Source organism: Massilia phyllostachyos, from assembly GCF_021044825.1.
GTDB lineage: Bacteria > Pseudomonadota > Gammaproteobacteria > Burkholderiales > Burkholderiaceae_D > Telluria > Telluria phyllostachyos.
Map to the genome: position 1 here is coordinate 216,962 of NZ_JAJNOC010000008.1, position 16,422 is coordinate 233,383.

Sequence of the window (16,422 nt, forward strand, 5' to 3'; positions counted from 1 at the left end):
TTAGGCTGAAAAAAAAACCGCCAGGCTCACGCGCTGGCGGTTTTGTTGGCTCGAAGCCGCGGGCAGATTACTGCGCCGCGCCTTCCACCGGATCAGCCGCCTTCATCGACAGCTTCAGACGGCCACGCTCGTCGGTTTCGAGAACCTTCACGCGCACCTGCTGGCCTTCCTTCAGGTAGTCGGCAACGGCGTTGACACGCTCGTTGGCGATCTGCGAGATGTGCAGCAGGCCATCCTTGCCCGGCATGACCTGCACGATCGCGCCGAAGTCCAGCAGCTTGAGCACGGTGCCGTCGTAGGTCTTGCCCACTTCGACCGATGCGGTCAGCTCTTCGATGCGGCGCTTGGCTTCCTGGCCGGCGGCGGCGTCGACCGAGGCGATGGTCACGATGCCTTCGTCGGTGATGTCGATCTGGGTGCCGGTTTCTTCGGTCAGCGCGCGGATGACGGCGCCGCCCTTGCCGATCACGTCACGGATCTTTTCCGGGTTGATGCGGATGGTGATCAGGCGCGGGGCGAAGTCCGACAGTTCGGTCTTCACGCTCGGCACGGCCTTCTGCATCTCGCCCAGGATGTGCTGGCGCGCTTCCTTGGCTTGCGCCAGCGCGACCTGCATGATTTCCTTGGTGATGCCCTGGATCTTGATGTCCATCTGCAGGGCGGTGATACCGGCCGGGGTGCCCGCGACCTTGAAGTCCATGTCGCCCAGGTGGTCTTCGTCACCCAGGATGTCGGTCAGGACCGCGAACTTGCCGCCTTCCTTGATCAGGCCCATGGCGATGCCGGCGACGTGCGCCTTCATCGGCACGCCGGCGTCCATCAGCGCCAGGCAGCCGCCGCAGACCGAGGCCATCGACGAGGAGCCGTTCGACTCGGTGATTTCCGAGACCAGGCGCACCGAGTAGCTGAACTCGTCCGCCGACGGCAGCGCGGCGACCAGCGCGCGCTTGGCCAGGCGGCCGTGGCCGACTTCGCGGCGCTTCGGGGTGCCCACGCGGCCGGTTTCGCCGGTGGCGAACGGAGGCATGTTGTAGTGCATCATGAAGTCGTCGGTGTACTCGCCCATCAGCGCGTCGATCTTCTGGCTGTCGCGCGCGGTGCCGAGGGTGGCGACCACGAGTGCCTGGGTTTCGCCGCGGGTGAACAGGGCCGAGCCGTGGGTACGCGGCAGCACGCTGGTGCGGATCGCGATCGGACGCACGGTGCGGGTGTCGCGGCCGTCGATGCGCGGCTCGCCGTTCAGGATCTGCGAACGCACGACCTTGGCTTCCATGTCGAACAGGATGTTGCCGACTTCGGCCGCGTCGGCCGCTTCGCCGGCGGCGCTCAGGGCGTTCATGACTTCGCCGGAGATCGACTTCAGCTTCTGCTGACGCGCCGATTTTTCGCGGGTCTGGTAGGCGTCGCGCACTGCGGCGCCGGCCAGTTCCTCGACGCGGGCGATCAGGGCTTCGTTCTTCGGCGCCGGGCTCCACTCGACTTCCGGCTTGCCGCCTTCGGCCACCAGGTCGTGGATCGCGTCGATGACGGCTTTCATCTGGTCATGGCCGAACACGACCGCGCCCAGCATGACTTCTTCCGACAGTTGCTGCGCTTCCGATTCCACCATCAGCACGGCGGTTTCGGTACCGGCGACCACCAGGTCCATCTGCGAGGTTTTCAGCTGGGTGGTGGTCGGGTTCAGGATGTACTGGCCGTTCGCGTAGCCGACGCGCGCCGCGCCGATCGGGCCGTTGAACGGGATGCCGGCGATGCACAGCGCAGCCGAGGCGCCAATCATCGACGGGATGTCCGGGTCGATTTCAGGGTTGACCGACAGGACGTGGATGATGACCTGGACTTCGTTCAGGTAGCCTTCCGGGAACAGCGGGCGGATCGGACGGTCGATCAGGCGCGAGGTCAGGGTTTCCTTTTCCGAAGGACGGCCTTCGCGCTTGAAGAAGCCGCCCGGGATCTTACCGGCTGCGTACGTTTTCTCCATGTAGTCGACGGTCAGCGGGAAGAAATCCTGGCCCGGCTTGGCGTCCTTCTTGGCGACCACGGTGGCCAGGATGACGGTGTCTTCGACCGACACGACGACGGCGCCGCTTGCCTGGCGCGCGATTTCACCCGTCTCCAGGGTGACCGTGTGTTGACCGTACTGGAAGGTTTTCGTAACTTTGTTAAACATGGGTAATCCCTTTCATTTTGCCGACAGATTTTCAGGGGCTGTCGTTCACCTCACCACGGACGGAGCGATTCCGTCATTACTGCAAAACAACTAACAAACTGCACAAATAAAAAATGCCCGCGACAGGTATCTGGCGCAGGCATTTCGTGACTAGATTGGCTTGACCAACGTCGTCTGGACCGGCGATTACTTACGCAGGCCGAGCTTGGCGATCAGGTCGCGGTAACGGTTTGCGTCCTTGCGCTTCAGGTAAGCCAGCAGGCTCTTGCGGCGGTTGACCATCATGATCAGGCCACGACGCGAGTGGTGATCCTTCTGGTGTGCCTTGAAGTGGCCGTTCAGTTCGTTGATGCGTGCGGTCAGCAGTGCGACTTGGACTTCCGGCGAACCGGTATCGTTCTGGCCACGTGCGTTGTCCGCGATGATCGCGGCTTTGTTGATGTTTTCTACGGTCATGATGTTACCTTTCACATGCGGTGCAAGAGTCGAAACCCAGCGCACCGTGATTGTCGATTAAGCTGCCCAAAACGGACAGACCCGCCAGTATAGGGGAAAACCGGGCGTGCGGCCACTGTTTGCGTGGCCCGGATGGTGCATCATGGCGTTTTCGGGCTTGATAGAGGCCAAACCATGGATAAATTGTTCAGAATTACAACACTGGCCGCCCTGCTCCTGCTCGGCGGCTGCGCCGGCCTGATCCGGGAAACCCCGACCATCGGCGACTCGGCCGAGATGGTCCAGCAAAAGATGGGCGCACCCACCGCCATCTACGGCGCCGGCAACGACCGCATCTTCGAGTACGCCACCGGCCCCATGGGCCAGCAGACCTGGATGGCCCACATCGGCGCCGACGGCCGCCTGGCCTCCTTCGAGCAGGCGCTGACCAGCCAGAAATTCGCCACCATCAAGATCGACTCGGCCACCAAGGAAGACGTTTTACGCGCGGTCGGGCGGCCGGCCGAGACCTCACGGGTGGCGCTGCGCAACTATGAGGTCTGGTCCTACCGCTACAAGGAAGCCGGGGTGTGGAACTCGCTGATGCACGTGCACTTCGACGAGCAAGGCGTAGTGCGGCAGATGATGAACGGGCCGGACCCCATGTACGAGCCGAAGGAAAGGGCCGGTTGGTAAGCCCTATTGCGGCCGGCTCCTGCCATCGCTGCGCACGAAAGCGTCCACCGCATCGAGCGTCGGCGCCAGCCGGCGCAGTGTCGGCGACAGCGAAGCGACCAGGGTCGCGTGGCCGACGCCGTCGTAATACAGTTCGCGCACCGGCACGCGGTTCTCGCGCAGGCGCGCCGCCATGCCGCCGGTGTTGCGCGCCGGGTTGACCACCTTGTCTTCCCTCGGCGCGATCAGCAGCGCGGGCGGCGCGGCGGCGGAGACGAAACCGAGCGGCTGCGAGTCGGGCGGCGTATTCGGATAATCGAACACCGGACGCGTGGTCGGGTTCTGGATCGGCAGGAAGTCATACGGGCCGGCCAGCCCGATCCAGCCGCGCAGCACCGACGGCTTCTCGCCCTGCTTGCCGAGCCAGCGCGCATCGAGCGCCAGCATGGCGGCGTTGTAGGCGCCGGCGCTGTGGCCCATCAGGAAGATCCGCTCCGGGTCGCCGCCGTGGGCCGCGATCGTGCGCCGGGTCCAGGCGACCGCCTGGGCGGAATCGTCGAGGAAGTCCGGGTAGCGCACCTCTGGGTAGAGCCGGTAGTCCGGCACCACCACCACGAAGCCGCGCGCCGCCAGGGCGCGGCCGACGAAGGCGTAATCGGCGCGGTCACCGCTGACCCAGTTGCCACCGTAGAAGAACACGATGACGGGCGCCCTTCCCTGTTGCGCGCCGGCCGGGGGCCGGTAGACGTCCAGCATGTGGCGTTCGCCCGGCGCGTAGGCCAGCGCCGTGGTGGCCGTGGCCTCGCCTGCGGGCGAGACGGCGTTCACGAGGGACAGCGGGGAACAGGCGGACAGTGCGAGGGCGGCCGCCAGCAAGGCGGCGCCGCTCAGGGCGAGAGGAAATCTGGTCATCGATGAGGCCGCTGGGAATCGGCCCCCGAGTATATCGGCGGCGCGCTTTTCACCGCGCGCCGCTGAGAATACCTACATGCTGAAGTTCCAGTCCAGCGCGGCGCGCTGGTGGCCCACCATCTCGGCCGATTCCACGAAGTGGGTGGCGACTTGCTCGAGGCTGACGCCGCTCGCCATCGCCGCCTTCCAGAACGCCAGGCCGCCGGCATCGGCCGCGCGGTTGAACAAGGCGGTGTAGAGCAAGGCGATGTCGTGTTCGGCCACGCCGCTGAAGCCCACGTGGCTGGCGCTGCGCTCGGCGGAGCCGATCATGTCCAGCGCAATCCTGCCCAGGCTGATGCCGGCCTGGTGATGGTCGGCCCAGAATTCGACGCCTTTCAGGTCCGCCTGGCGCCCCAGCACGGTCTGGTACATGCCGGCCAGGATACCCATCTCGCTGCTGTTCTCTACCTTGACGCTGCCGTCCGCGAACTGCAACGCCTCGACGTTGACCACCATCGCCTTCGCCTCCGGCGCCGCCTTGCTGCTGACGACCAGGTAGCCGTTGTGCTGCTCGACCTCGTAGTCGGCGCGCTTGCCGGTGAAGACGGCGCTGTCGCCATCCTGGCCGCCGTGCAGCACCGTCAGCGAGGCCAGCGCGTTGGCGCGCGCCTGGCCGGATGCCGGGTTGGCGCCGGGCGGCAGGCCGAAGCTCAGCGTATCGGCGCCGGCGCCGGCGAACACGGTGCTGCCGTCGGCCGGCGCGACCGTGAAGTGCTGCGCGCCCGCGTCGCCGCTCAGCGCCATGCGGCCGTTGGCGGCGGTGACGTCGGCGCTGCCGATGATGGCGGCAAAGTCGATCTGGCGCAGGGTGATCGTGGCGCCCTGCCCCAGGCCGCCGGCATCGATTACCAGCGCCACGCTCTGGCCATCCGAAGCCGGTGCGGAGGCGCCGCTCAGCGTCAGCGTGCCACCCACCGGCGCGATGCTGACCGGCTTGATGGTCTGGACCAGCAGCGAGCCGTTCGATGCCAGGCCGGCCAGAAAGGCCTGGCCGTCGCCGGTCAGGTGGCCCTGGTCGGCGGCGCCGTGGCCGGGGGTCGCCGCCCGGATCGAGGCAATCAGGAAATCGAGGCCGTTCGCCATGCCGACGTTGGCGCCGCTCGCGGACAGGCCGTAGCCGGCCGGCAGCTGGGCCAGCAGCAGATTGCCTGCGCCGCGCGTGGCCAGCGGAATGTCGGCCACGCCGCCGGCGCCGCTGGTCTCGTTGCGGCCCGTGGTCACGATCGGCACCGAGATCAAGGTGCCGGCCACGCCGCCCGGCAAAGTCACCTGGGTCTGCTGGACCGGCACGCCGTCGACCACCGTCTCGGGCGGTTCGGGCGGCGCCGGCGGCGGCATGGTGTCCACCGTGTAGTTGGCGCTGGCGGCCGTCCCGATGCCGGCATTGCCGGCCAGGTCCATGATGCCGGCGTAATCCAGGGTCAGCACGTTGGCGCTGCTGACGGTATCGGCGACCGGGGTCAAGGTCGCGCTCCAGGAGCGGCCGCCGTCGCTCGACACCAGGTTCGACAAGGCGCCGCTGGACACCGTCACGTCCTCGACGGTGAAGCCGGTGACGGCCTCGCTGAAGGCGAAGGTCACCGTCGCGCTCTGGCCCATGGTCAGGGCCGTGTCCGAGATCGTGATGCCCGATGCCAGGCTCGGGCGCACGGTGTCGACGGCGTAGGCGCCGCTGTCGGCGCTGCCCACACCGGCGTTGCCCGCCATGTTGCGGATGCCGCCGTAGTTCAGCGTCAGCACGTTGGCGGCCACGCTGCTGCCGGCCGCGGGGGTGAGGGTCGCGGTCCAGGTGACGCCGCCGTCGCTCGACGCCAGGCCCGTCAGCGTGCCATGGGGGACGGTGACGTCGTCGACGGTGAAGCCCACGACCGCTTCCGCGAACGTGAAGGTGACCGTGGCGCTGTCGCCGATCTTGAGGAGGGTGTCGGAAATCTGGATCGGCGAGGCCAGCGCCGGCGCCTTGGTGTCGACCGCGTAGTTGCCGCTGTCGACCGTGCCGGCCCCTGGGTTGCCGGCCAGGTCGCGCAAGCCGCTGTAGTCCAGCGTCAGCACGTTGGCATTGCTGGCGACGCCGGCGTCCGGGGTCAGGGTCGCACTCCAGGTGATGCCGCCGTCGCCCGACGCCAGGTTCGACAGCACGCCGTGGGGCACGGTCACGTCGGCGCTCGTGAAGCCGGTGACCGCCTCGGTGAACTGGAAGGTCACGGTCGCGCTCTCGCCGGCCTTCAGCGCCGTGTCCGAGATCGTGATGCCGGCAGCCAGGGACGGACGCACGGTGTCCACCATGTAATTGCCGCTGTCGACGGTCCCCGTGCCGGCATTGCCGGCCATGTCCATGATGCCGCTGTAGTCCAGGGTGAGCACATTGGCGTTGCCGGAGGCGTTGGCCGACGGGGTCAGGGTCGCGCTCCAGGTGCGGCCGCCGTCGAGCGAGACCAGGTCCGACAGCGTTGCGTTGGGTGCGTTCACGTCGGCGATATCGAAGCCGGAGACGGTTTCAGCGAAGGTGAAGGTCACGGTGGCGCTGCCGCCGATCGCGAGGGCCGCGCTGGAAATCCGGATGGCCTCGGCGAGCGCCGGGCGCACCGTGTCGACGGTGTAGTTGGCGCTGGTGGCGCTGCCGCTGCCGGCGTTGCCGGCCAGGTCGGCAACGCCGCCGTAATTCAGTGTGAGCACGTTGGCGGCGCTGCTCGCGCCCGCGGCCGGGGTCAGGGTCGCGGTCCAGGTGCGGCCGCCGTCGGACGATGCCAGGTTCGACAAGGTCCCATTCGGCACGGTCACGTCGGCTGTGGTGAAGTTGGTGACCGCCTCGGTAAAGCCGAAGGTGACGGTGGCGCTGTCGCCGATCTTCAGCGCGGTATCGGAGATGGCGATGGGACTCGACAGCACCGGCGCGGTCCGGTCGATGGTATAGGCCGGGCCACTGGTGTAGCCGCCGGCGATTGCCTGGTTGTGGCTGTCCATGATGCCGGTGCCGCCGGCGTTCAGGTCCAGGCGCAGGTTGCCCTCGCCGCTGATGTTGTCCACGGTGACGATATACGTCTTGCCGTCGCCCATGCCGCGCACCGCTGCGACATGGGCGGTCACTCCCGTGCCTGCGACGGTGAAGTCGCCGGCGTCGACGCCGGTGACGCTGTCCGAAAAGGTGACGCTGTACTCGACACTGGCGGCGTTGGTGAGGGCGTTGCCGACGCGCTCGATCGCGTTCACGACGGGAGCCAGGGCCGACACCAGCACGCCGGCCGTGGAGCCGACGTTGTTGAGCGCCAGCGAGGCGTTGTTGCCGACCATGTCGCGCATTGCGCCGCCGTTGAGCTGGATGCTGCCGCCCAGCGTCACGCCGTTGGTATCGGCGTTGCCCGGTGCGACCGTGTAGCGGAACACGATGGCGGTGGTGCCCGAGCCGCTCACGTAGTTCGCCTGCACCGTGCCGCCGGCGTCGAGCGTGACGGCGATCGACGGCGTGCCGCCCAGGGTGTCGAGCGTGACCGCCTCGTTGAAGTTGACGGTGAACTCCAGCGGATCCCCCACACCGTAGGTCGCGGATGCGGGCACCGCCACCGAACCGATCGCCGGCCCGTTGTGGTCCAGGATATAGGCCTCGCCGCCCGTATGGCCGGGCGCCGCGTTGCCGTGGCCGTCCACGATGCCGCTGCCGTTCTTCAGCTCGAGGCGCAGGGTGCCGTCGCCGCTGACGCCGTTGACGGTGACGGTGTAGGTGCTGCCGCTGCCGGTGACCGAGCCGACGACGCCGTTGGCCGTGCCGGTCCGATCGAGCTGGAACGCGGATGCGCTGACCCCGCTCACGCTGCTGTCGAAGGTGACCGTATAGCTGACGGACGTCGCATTGGTCGTTGCGCTGCCGGTCCGCACGATCGACATGACGGACGGCGCCAGCGTGTCGTAGGTCAGCGAAGGCGTGAGGCCCGGCCCACCGGCGTTGCCCGCCGCGTCGGCATAGGAGCCGGCGGCCACCGTGATGCTGGCGGTGCCGCCATTCGTGTTGGCGGTCGGCGTGAAGATCGCGCTGCGGGTCGTGCCGCTGCCGCTGATCGCGCCGAGCGTGCCGCCGGACACGAGCACACCGCCGGCTGAGCCGTCCCAGGTGAAGCTCGTGCCGGGATCCTCGCTGAAGGCGAAGGTGATGGTGGCCGTCTGGCCGGCCTTGAGCGTCGGGCTGCTGCTGGTGATCGCCAGCGTCGGCGCGGTGCGGTCCAGGGTGACGCCGAGGCCGGCGCTGCGCGCGCTGCTCAAGCCGCCGCTGGCCGAGGTGACCTGGGCATAGACCTGGTAGGTCCCGTCGCCGAAGCCGGACACGTCAATGCCGCCCACGCTCCAGCTGCCGTTGTTGACGGTCGCGGTGGCGCTGGCGTCGCCGGCGTCATAGACCCCGTTGCCGTTCTTGTCGACGAACACCCGCACCGTGCTGGTGGTGTCGCCGCCGGCGCTGGCGCCGCTGAAGCTCAGGATGGAGGCATTGGTGCGGTTGTCGCTGAAGTCGGTTCCGGAATCGCTGCCCGACGCCAGGTCCAGTCCGGTCGGCGTGGCCGGCGCCACGTTGACGGTGATGGTGCGGGTAGAGGTGGCCTGGCCGTCGGAGACCTGCACGGTGAAGGAGTCGGTGCCGGTATACCCGCCGGCCGGAATGTAGGTGATGGCGCCGCCCGGCGTGATGTCGCCGCCGCCGCTGGCGCTGGTGGCGCCGCTGAAGGACACGGCGCCATGGGCGGCGAAAGCGGCCATCGACCAGGTCAGGGTCTGGCCGGAGTCGGCATCGCTCACGTGCAGCAGGCCCCTGATGTCCACTGCGGCGCCGCTCTGCGTGACGGTCAGGCTCGTGTTCGCGCCGACGAAAACCGGCGCGTCGTTCACCGAAGTGGCGACGACCGTGGTGGTGGCGTCGGTGACGGGCGCCTCGAGACCATCGCTGACGGTAAGGGTGAAGGTCGTGGTTTCCGTGGAGCCGGGGGCGACGTGGTTCGGCGCAGGCTGGTAAACCAGTGCACGGACGGCAGCCTGCATGGCCGCCGGCGACGCTGCGGCGTGGGTATAGCTCAGGCCACCGTCGCCCGTGGAGAAGCCCGAAGCCGCGAGTGACTGCGCCGTGAACATGCCTTTCGCTGCCGAGTCGAGCGTGATGCTGGCCGTGAGGGAGGCGTCCGCGTCCGGGTCGGCCAGGACGACGCCCGAGAAAGGCTGGATGGATGCATTGTCGGTGACCGCCTGTCCGGCAACGGCGCCGCTGATCGTCGGGGGCGTCGACGCCAGCAGGGCATGGTAGCCGGCCGCCGATGCGCCGTCGAACAGCGGCGCGGCTTCGACGGTGCCGGAAGCCGTCTCCAGTATCCAGTTACCCCCCAGGGCAGCCGCGCCGGTCGGATCGCTCGATGCGGCGACGTCGGCGCCGGTCGCCCGCGCCAGCGCGTCGACGAAGGCGGCGCCGTCCGTCCCCGCGCCGATGTCGCAGCCGTACAGCAGGATGTCGGCATCTGGCGCGAGCGCGGCGCCGATGAGCGCCAGGTTGGCGCCGTGCTCCGCCAGGTTGGCGCTGCCCAGCTGCAGGGAACCCAGCGACACCGCGCCTTCCCTGCCGTGGGAAAGCACGTGCAGCGCGGCGATGCCGCTCCGTCCTTCCAGTACCTGCGCCATCAGCGCCAGGCCATCCTGGCGCGGGTCGAGCACATGGACTTCGGCGTCCGGCGGGAGGCCGGCCAGCAGGGACTGGTAATCGGAAACGTCGGCTTCGATGAAGACGATCGCGTGTGGAGCGGACGGCAGGGATGCGGTCATGGTGGGGATGGCGGGAAGATGGGATTTGCTGGAAACAGAGCCCGACTCGATGAACGAGCCGGGTTTCAGTTATTAGAGGCAATATAGCATGCCTAAATGCAAATCCAATGCCGCCACTGCCCTCTTCCTGGCGGCCGTGCCGAAGAACAACAGTGCCTAGCGGCGCAGGCCTTTCACGTCGTCCTCGTCCTCGTCGTCGCGCGGGATGATGCTGACCGGCTTGCCCTTGGCCGCGCGCCAGGCGAACACGGCGTAGCCGGACAGACCGTAGATCACGAAGATCGGCCACAGCACCTTGGGCGGGTCGATCGCCACCAGCGCGAAGGCGAGCGCGATCAGGAACACCACGATGAAGGGCACCGATTTCTTGAAGTTGATGTCCTTGAAGCTGTAGAACGGCACGTTCGAGACCATGGTGAGCCCGGCGAACACGGCGATCGCCCAGCTGACCCAGTCGACCTTGCGCGAGCTGACGTTGATGTCCGGGTCGGTCATCATCATGATGAAGCCGACCACCAGCGCGGCCGCGGCGGGACTCGGCAAGCCCTGGAAGAAGCGCTTGTCGACCACCTCGATATTGGTATTGAAGCGCGCCAGGCGCAGGGCGGCGCCGGCGCAGTAGATGAAGGCGGCGATCCAGCCGAGTTTACCCAGGCCGCGCAGCGACCACTCGTAGATCACCAGGGCCGGGGCGGCGCCGAAGGAGACCATGTCGGACAGGGAATCGTACTGGGCGCCGAATTCGGACTGGGTATTGGTCAGGCGCGCAATGCGGCCGTCGAGGCCATCGAGGACCATGGCGATGAACACCGCCCAGCAGGCGTGCTCGAAACGCTGGTTCATCGCCATCACGATGGCATAGAAGCCGCAGAACAAGGCGCCGGTGGTGAAGGCGTTGGGCAGCAGGTAGATGCCGCGCCCGCGTTCGCCCGGCATCCGGTCTTCCGCCCGGCGCCCGAAACGTTTCTTGATGCGCGAGAATCGGGGCGCTTTCGGCGCCGCGCCAGGTGTCCTGCGTCGTGGAAAGGTTGGCATAGGGGTCCGTGTCAGAAATACAGTTAGCTGCATTATAGAGGCGCGGACCCCTTGTTAGCGAATCGCTACTGTTGCGTGAACATTACTTGAAGCGAACCTTGCCCACCAGTCGCATCTGCAGGGTGGTTTCGCCGGGTTCGAAGCTCGGTTCCGGCATCTGGTCCGCATCCGCCATCTTGGCGCGCGCGCTCATCATCATCGGCGCCGGACGCGCTTCCTGGTTGCCGGCGTAGTTGCCGGAACCCTCGAAGTCGACGGTGTCGAGAACGGCTTCCTGGGGCTGGCGGCCCATGGCGCGGGCGATCGAGACGATGCGCTCGTTCAAGTTGCGGTAGGTGGCGGCGATGCGCTGGTCATCGAGGCGCTTTTCCAGTTCCGGGCTCAGGCCGAAGTCCACGCCGTTGATTTGCAGAACCTTCTGCGCGGCGGCGGCGGTCTTCGGCAGGTCGGCCAGGTTTTTCGTTTTCACTTCCAGGTACTGGCCGACGCGCCAGGCGATCGGCACCGGTTTCGGCGCGGCGCGGGTAGCAGGCTGCGGCATCGGCGGGACTTCCGGGTAGACCGGATAGGTGTAGTAGCCCATGGTCTTCAGCTCGGCCTGCGGGTCGGCGCGGCGCACGATCTCGGTGCCTTCCTTCATCTTGCGGTTGACGCGGGCGGCGGCCGCTGCCTTGTCCTTGTCGTGCTCTTCGACGGCGAACATCATGGTCGCCTGGTCATTGGCGTGCTTCACTTCGCCGAAGGCGGGGACGACCACCAGGGTGCCGGAGGTGGCCGGGGCCGCAGGCTGGGTCTGGGCCGAGACTTGCGCCTGGGCCTGGAAGGCCAGCACGAGGGCAGCGGCGACGAGCGATTTCGAAAGCTTCATTGTTGTTCTCCAGTGTGTAAGACGGGTGTCGGCGTCACTTATACGATACCGGGTCCGCGAGGACTGTCGTGTTTTTGTAATGAACGGTTGCATCTGATCCACCCCGTTACATCTATCTCGAATTGTCGTGAAGATGTATGCCCACGAGTCCATTGATTCATCTAACCAATCACAGCTTATTGTTTGATATATTCCACGAATATATGAAACAATTCTTGCGCCATCAGCCATGAAACAATCGGAATTCGACCGCGAACTGAAGGGCATCACCAAGGCCGAAGCAAAAAACCGCAGGTGGAAATCCGTCGATGTCTTTTGTTACTGGAGCATCGGACCCCTGTTCTTTGTCTTCGTGCCGACAGCGCGCATCAAGGAGCGCTCCTTCAATTCCACGCTCCGTTTCAAGTGGTTCGACCTCGATCGCGCTTTATGGGAAATTCTCGACATGAGGGAAAACGAAAAGGCGCCGTTCAGCCTGCACGCGAACGGCGCCTTCGTCCTGCACGGACGGGAAATACTGGCGTCCACCACGCATGACGTCGAGTGGATGCCTGGCCGCCTGGAGCAGGAAGTGACGCATGCGACGGACGAAGCGGCCCGGCGCGCGCAGGAGCTTGCCGGCCTGATCGACGGCCTCGACAGCTATCTCGCCTTCCTGCAAGCGGACACGGCGGCCGTGCTGCAGCGCCACCCGCAAGCGAAGGTCGACGTCTGGCGCGAAACGCTGCTGGCGGCGTGGCTCAGGCATGACATGCGTACGGTCGAGGGCATCGCCCGCGAACGCATCGCCGCCAACGATCGTGGCGGCTTCGGCGCCAACGACATGTCGTTCTACGAGAACGCGCTGCACTTGTGCATGCAAGGAAGAGCGTCAGTAGAACGGCTCTAGAGAGCGGGCCGCGGTTCTATGGTTTGAACGCGTGGGCGGAGGACCGCCCACGCTACAGATACCTGGCAACTCAGGCCAGGTCACCGTAAACGATCAGTTCTTCGACTGATCCACCAGCTTGTTCTTCGCAATCCAGGGCATCATCGCGCGCAGCTTGGCGCCGACTTCCTCGATCTGGTGCTCGGAGGTCAAGCGGCGGCGCGAGATCAGGGTCGGGGCGCCGGCCTTGTTCTCGAGAATGAAGCTCTTCGCATACTCGCCGGTCTGGATGTCCTTCAGGCACTGCTTCATCGCCTCCTTGGTCGCCGCGGTGACGACTTTCGGGCCGGTCACGTACTCGCCGTACTCGGCATTGTTCGAGATCGAGTAGTTCATGTTGGCGATGCCGCCTTCGTAGATCAGGTCGACGATCAGCTTCAGCTCGTGCAGGCACTCGAAGTAGGCCATTTCCGGCGCGTAGCCGGCTTCCACCAGGGTCTCGAAACCGGCCTTGATCAGCTCGACGGCGCCGCCGCACAGCACGGCCTGCTCGCCGAACAGGTCGGTCTCGGTCTCTTCGCGGAAGTTGGTTTCGATGATGCCGGCGCGGCCGCCGCCGTTGGCCATGGCGTAGGACAGCGCGATGTCGCGCGCGGCGCCGGACTTGTCCTGGTAGACCGCGACCAGGTGCGGCACGCCGCCGCCGTGGCGGTAGGTGCCGCGCACGGTGTGGCCCGGGGCTTTCGGGGCGATCATGATGACGTCGAGATCGGCGCGCGGCACCACCTGCCCATAATGCACGTTGAAGCCGTGGGCGAAGGCCAGTGCGGCGCCCTGCTTGGCGTTCGGTTCGACGTTGTTCTTGTAGACCTCGGCGATGTTCTCGTCGGGGAGCAGGATCATGATGACGTCGGCGTTCTTGACCGCTTCGTCGACTTCGGCGACCTTCAGGCCGGCGGCTTCGACCTTGTTCCAGGACGCGCCGCCGCGGCGCAGGCCGACGGTGACGTTGACGCCGGATTCGGACAGGTTTTGCGCGTGGGCGTGGCCTTGCGAGCCGTAGCCGATGATGGCGACGTTCTTGCCTTTGATGAGGGAGAGGTCGCAGTCTTTGTCGTAGAACACTTTCATGGTCATTCCTTTAAATTTTAATTGTGTGGGTAGGCAGGTAGCGGTTGAACGCGTGGGCGGAAGACCGCCCACCCTACAAATGCGATATGTCGGTTAAACCTTCAGGATGCGTTCGCCGCGGCCGATGCCGGAGCCGCCGGTACGGACGGTCTCCAGGATGGAGGCGCGGTCGATGGCGTCGATGAAGGCATCCAGCTTGCTCTTGGCGCCGGTCAGTTCGATCGTGTAGGTCTTCTCGGTCACGTCGATGATGCGGCCGCGGAAGATGTCGGCGGTGCGCTTCATCTCTTCGCGCTCCTTGCCGACGGCGCGCACCTTGATGAGCATGAGTTCGCGCTCGATGTGCTGGCCTTCGGTCAGGTCGACCACCTTCACCACTTCAATGAGGCGGTTCAGGTGCTTGGTGATCTGCTCGATGATGTCGTCCGAGCCGCTCGTGACGATGGTCATGCGCGACAGGGTCGCGTCTTCGGTCGGCGCCACGGTCAGGGTTTCGATGTTGTAGCCGCGCGCCGAGAACAGGCCGACCACACGCGACAGCGCGCCGGCTTCGTTCTCGAGGAGGACGGAAATGATGTGTCGCATTACAGGTCCTCCGAGCCGAGCAGCATTTCATTCAGGCCGGCGCCGGCCTTGACCATCGGCCAGACGTTCTCGCTCTGGTCGGTGATGAAGTTCATGAACACCAGCCGGTCCTTCATCGCGAAGGCCTCGCGCAGCGAACCCTCGACGTCGCCCGGCTTCTCGATGCGCATGCCGACGTGGCCGTAGGCCTCGGCCAGCTTTTCGAAGTCCGGCAGCGAATCCATGTACGACTCGGAATAGCGCGAACCGTAGTCGATCTGCTGCCACTGGCGCACCATGCCGAGGAAGCGGTTGTTCAGCAGGATGATCTTCGGCGTCAGGTGGTACTGCTTGCAGGTGGCAAGCTCCTGGATGCACATCTGGATCGAGCCCTCGCCGGTCACGCAGGCGACCGTCGCGCCCGGGTTCGCCATCTGCACGCCCATCGCGTACGGGAGGCCGACGCCCATGGTGCCCAGGCCGCCGGAGTTGATCCAGCGGCGCGGCTTGTCGAAGCCGTAGTATTGCGCGGCCCACATCTGGTGCTGGCCGACGTCCGAGGTGATGAAGGCGTCGCCGTCGGTCACCTTGTGCAGCTGCTCGATGACGGACTGCGGCTTGATCAGCTCGTTCGAACCGGCATAGGCCAGGCAGTCGCGGCCGCGCCATTCGGCGATCTGCTTCCACCATGCCTGCAGCGCATGCGTCTGGGGCCGGGCCGCGCCAGGCTGGGCGGTGGAGGCCTCCAGCTGCGACAGCAGCTCGACCAGCACGTCCTTGACGTTGCCGACGATCGGGATGTCGACCTTCACCCGCTTCGAGATCGACGAGGGGTCGATGTCGATGTGGATGATCTTGCGCGGGTGGCTGGCGAAGTGCTTGGGGTTGCCGATCACGCGGTCGTCGAAGCGGGCGCCGATGGCGATCAGAACATCGCAGTGCTGCATCGCCATGTTCGCTTCATAGGTGCCGTGCATGCCCGGCATGCCGACGAAGTGCGGGCTCGAGGAACGCGAGGCGCCCAGGCCCATCAGGGTGTTGGTGACGGGGAAGCCGGTCTTCTCGACCAGGCGGTTCAGCTCGTTCGACGCGCTCGCCAGGATGACGCCGCCGCCCGCATAGATCATCGGCCGCTCGGCGCCCTGCAGCAATTGTACGGCCTTGCGGATCTGGCCCACATGGCCCTTGTCGACCGGCTTGTACGAACGCATCTCGATTTCGCGAGGGTAATCGTACACGCACTTGTGCATGCTGATGTCCTTCGGAATATCGACCAGCACCGGGCCGGGACGGCCGGTGCGGGCGATGAAGAAGGCTTTCTTGATGGTCGAGGCGAGTTCCTTGACGTCCTTGACCAGGAAGTTGTGCTTGACCACAGGACGGGTGATGCCGACCGTGTCGCATTCCTGGAAGGCATCCTGGCCGATCGCATGGCTCGGCACCTGGCCGGAAATCACGACCATCGGGATCGAGTCCATGTAGGCGGTCGACAGGCCGGTGACGGCATTCGTCACGCCCGGGCCGGAGGTGACCAGGGCGACGCCGACGGTGTTGGAGCTGCGCGAATAGGCGTCAGCGGCGTGGACCGCGGCCTGTTCGTGGCGCACCAGGACGTGCTGGAACTTGTCCTGCTTGAAGATGGCGTCGTAGATGTAGAGGACTGCCCCGCCGGGATAGCCGAAGACGTGCTTGACGCCCTCTTCCGCGAGACAACGCACCAGGATCTCGGCACCCGTGATGGGGGCTGATGTTTCGTTATTCATGTTCATTCCTTTCAAGACCCAATGGGAGTTTGATCGGATGCCCGTTCCTAACGAGGTGCGACTGACGCAACAACCCTCATGCTTCCCTTCTCTCTGCGTGGCACGTCCGTGGTTCAGGTCGCCGTAGGGACCTTACGCACGAGCGCTGGGCGCAACTCGTTCGGCTTGA

General features: G+C 66.0%; 11 protein-coding genes. 2 read left to right on the forward strand and 9 right to left on the reverse strand.

Going from position 1 to position 16,422, the window contains the following annotated elements; all coding sequences use genetic code 11:
• Window positions 1–67 precede the first annotated feature (67 nt).
• Window positions 68–2,170 carry a polyribonucleotide nucleotidyltransferase gene (gene pnp, locus LQ564_RS20815; protein WP_231060021.1) on the reverse strand — a complete coding sequence of 701 codons (2,103 nt, stop codon included), beginning with the start codon at window positions 2,168–2,170 and terminating at the stop codon, window positions 68–70.
• Window positions 2,171–2,356: 186 nt separating this feature from the next.
• Window positions 2,357–2,626, reverse strand: coding sequence for a 30S ribosomal protein S15 (gene rpsO, locus LQ564_RS20820; RefSeq protein ID WP_027867691.1), 270 nt, complete (start codon window positions 2,624–2,626; stop codon window positions 2,357–2,359).
• 174 nt (window positions 2,627–2,800) lie between these two features.
• On the opposite strand from rpsO, the gene LQ564_RS20825 reads away from it, so the two are divergent.
• Window positions 2,801–3,301 (forward strand): hypothetical protein, encoded by a 501-nt coding sequence (locus tag LQ564_RS20825; protein WP_231060022.1) that lies wholly within the window; start codon window positions 2,801–2,803, stop codon window positions 3,299–3,301.
• Between the two features lie 3 nt (window positions 3,302–3,304).
• On the opposite strand, the gene LQ564_RS20830 is transcribed toward LQ564_RS20825, so the two are convergent.
• The 4 genes from LQ564_RS20830 to LQ564_RS20845 form a co-directional block, all read right to left on the reverse strand.
• Window positions 3,305–4,192, reverse strand: coding sequence for an alpha/beta hydrolase (locus LQ564_RS20830; RefSeq protein ID WP_231060023.1), 888 nt, complete (start codon window positions 4,190–4,192; stop codon window positions 3,305–3,307).
• 72 nt (window positions 4,193–4,264) lie between these two features.
• Entirely contained in the window at window positions 4,265–10,024 is a 5,760-nt protein-coding gene (locus tag LQ564_RS20835) for an Ig-like domain-containing protein (RefSeq protein ID WP_231060024.1), read from the reverse strand.
• A 156-nt stretch (window positions 10,025–10,180) separates the two neighbouring features.
• The gene (gene pssA, locus LQ564_RS20840) at window positions 10,181–11,059 is read right to left on the reverse strand and encodes a CDP-diacylglycerol--serine O-phosphatidyltransferase (RefSeq protein ID WP_231060025.1); all 879 of its coding nucleotides are present in this window, start codon (window positions 11,057–11,059) and stop codon (window positions 10,181–10,183) included.
• 82 nt (window positions 11,060–11,141) lie between these two features.
• Complete coding sequence (locus LQ564_RS20845; RefSeq protein WP_231060026.1) at window positions 11,142–11,927, reverse strand: SIMPL domain-containing protein; 786 nt, start codon at window positions 11,925–11,927, stop codon at window positions 11,142–11,144.
• Window positions 11,928–12,156: 229 nt separating this feature from the next.
• Between LQ564_RS20845 and LQ564_RS20850 the strand changes: the two genes are divergently transcribed.
• On the forward strand, window positions 12,157–12,816 hold the full coding sequence (locus LQ564_RS20850; protein ID WP_231060027.1) for a hypothetical protein: 660 nt from the start codon (window positions 12,157–12,159) through the stop codon (window positions 12,814–12,816).
• Window positions 12,817–12,909: 93 nt separating this feature from the next.
• Here LQ564_RS20850 and ilvC read toward each other — a convergent pair whose 3' ends face one another.
• The 3 genes from ilvC to LQ564_RS20865 form a co-directional block, all read right to left on the reverse strand.
• Window positions 12,910–13,926: a ketol-acid reductoisomerase gene (gene ilvC / locus LQ564_RS20855; RefSeq protein WP_231060028.1), complete on the reverse strand. Its 1,017-nt coding sequence runs from the start codon at window positions 13,924–13,926 to the stop codon at window positions 12,910–12,912.
• A 93-nt stretch (window positions 13,927–14,019) separates the two neighbouring features.
• On the reverse strand, window positions 14,020–14,511 hold the full coding sequence (ilvN, locus tag LQ564_RS20860; protein ID WP_027867685.1) for an acetolactate synthase small subunit: 492 nt from the start codon (window positions 14,509–14,511) through the stop codon (window positions 14,020–14,022).
• Entirely contained in the window at window positions 14,511–16,253 is a 1,743-nt protein-coding gene (locus tag LQ564_RS20865) for an acetolactate synthase 3 catalytic subunit (RefSeq protein WP_231060029.1), read from the reverse strand. The genes ilvN and LQ564_RS20865 overlap by 1 nt, the downstream gene beginning before the upstream one ends.
• Window positions 16,254–16,422: the final 169 nt, after the last annotated feature.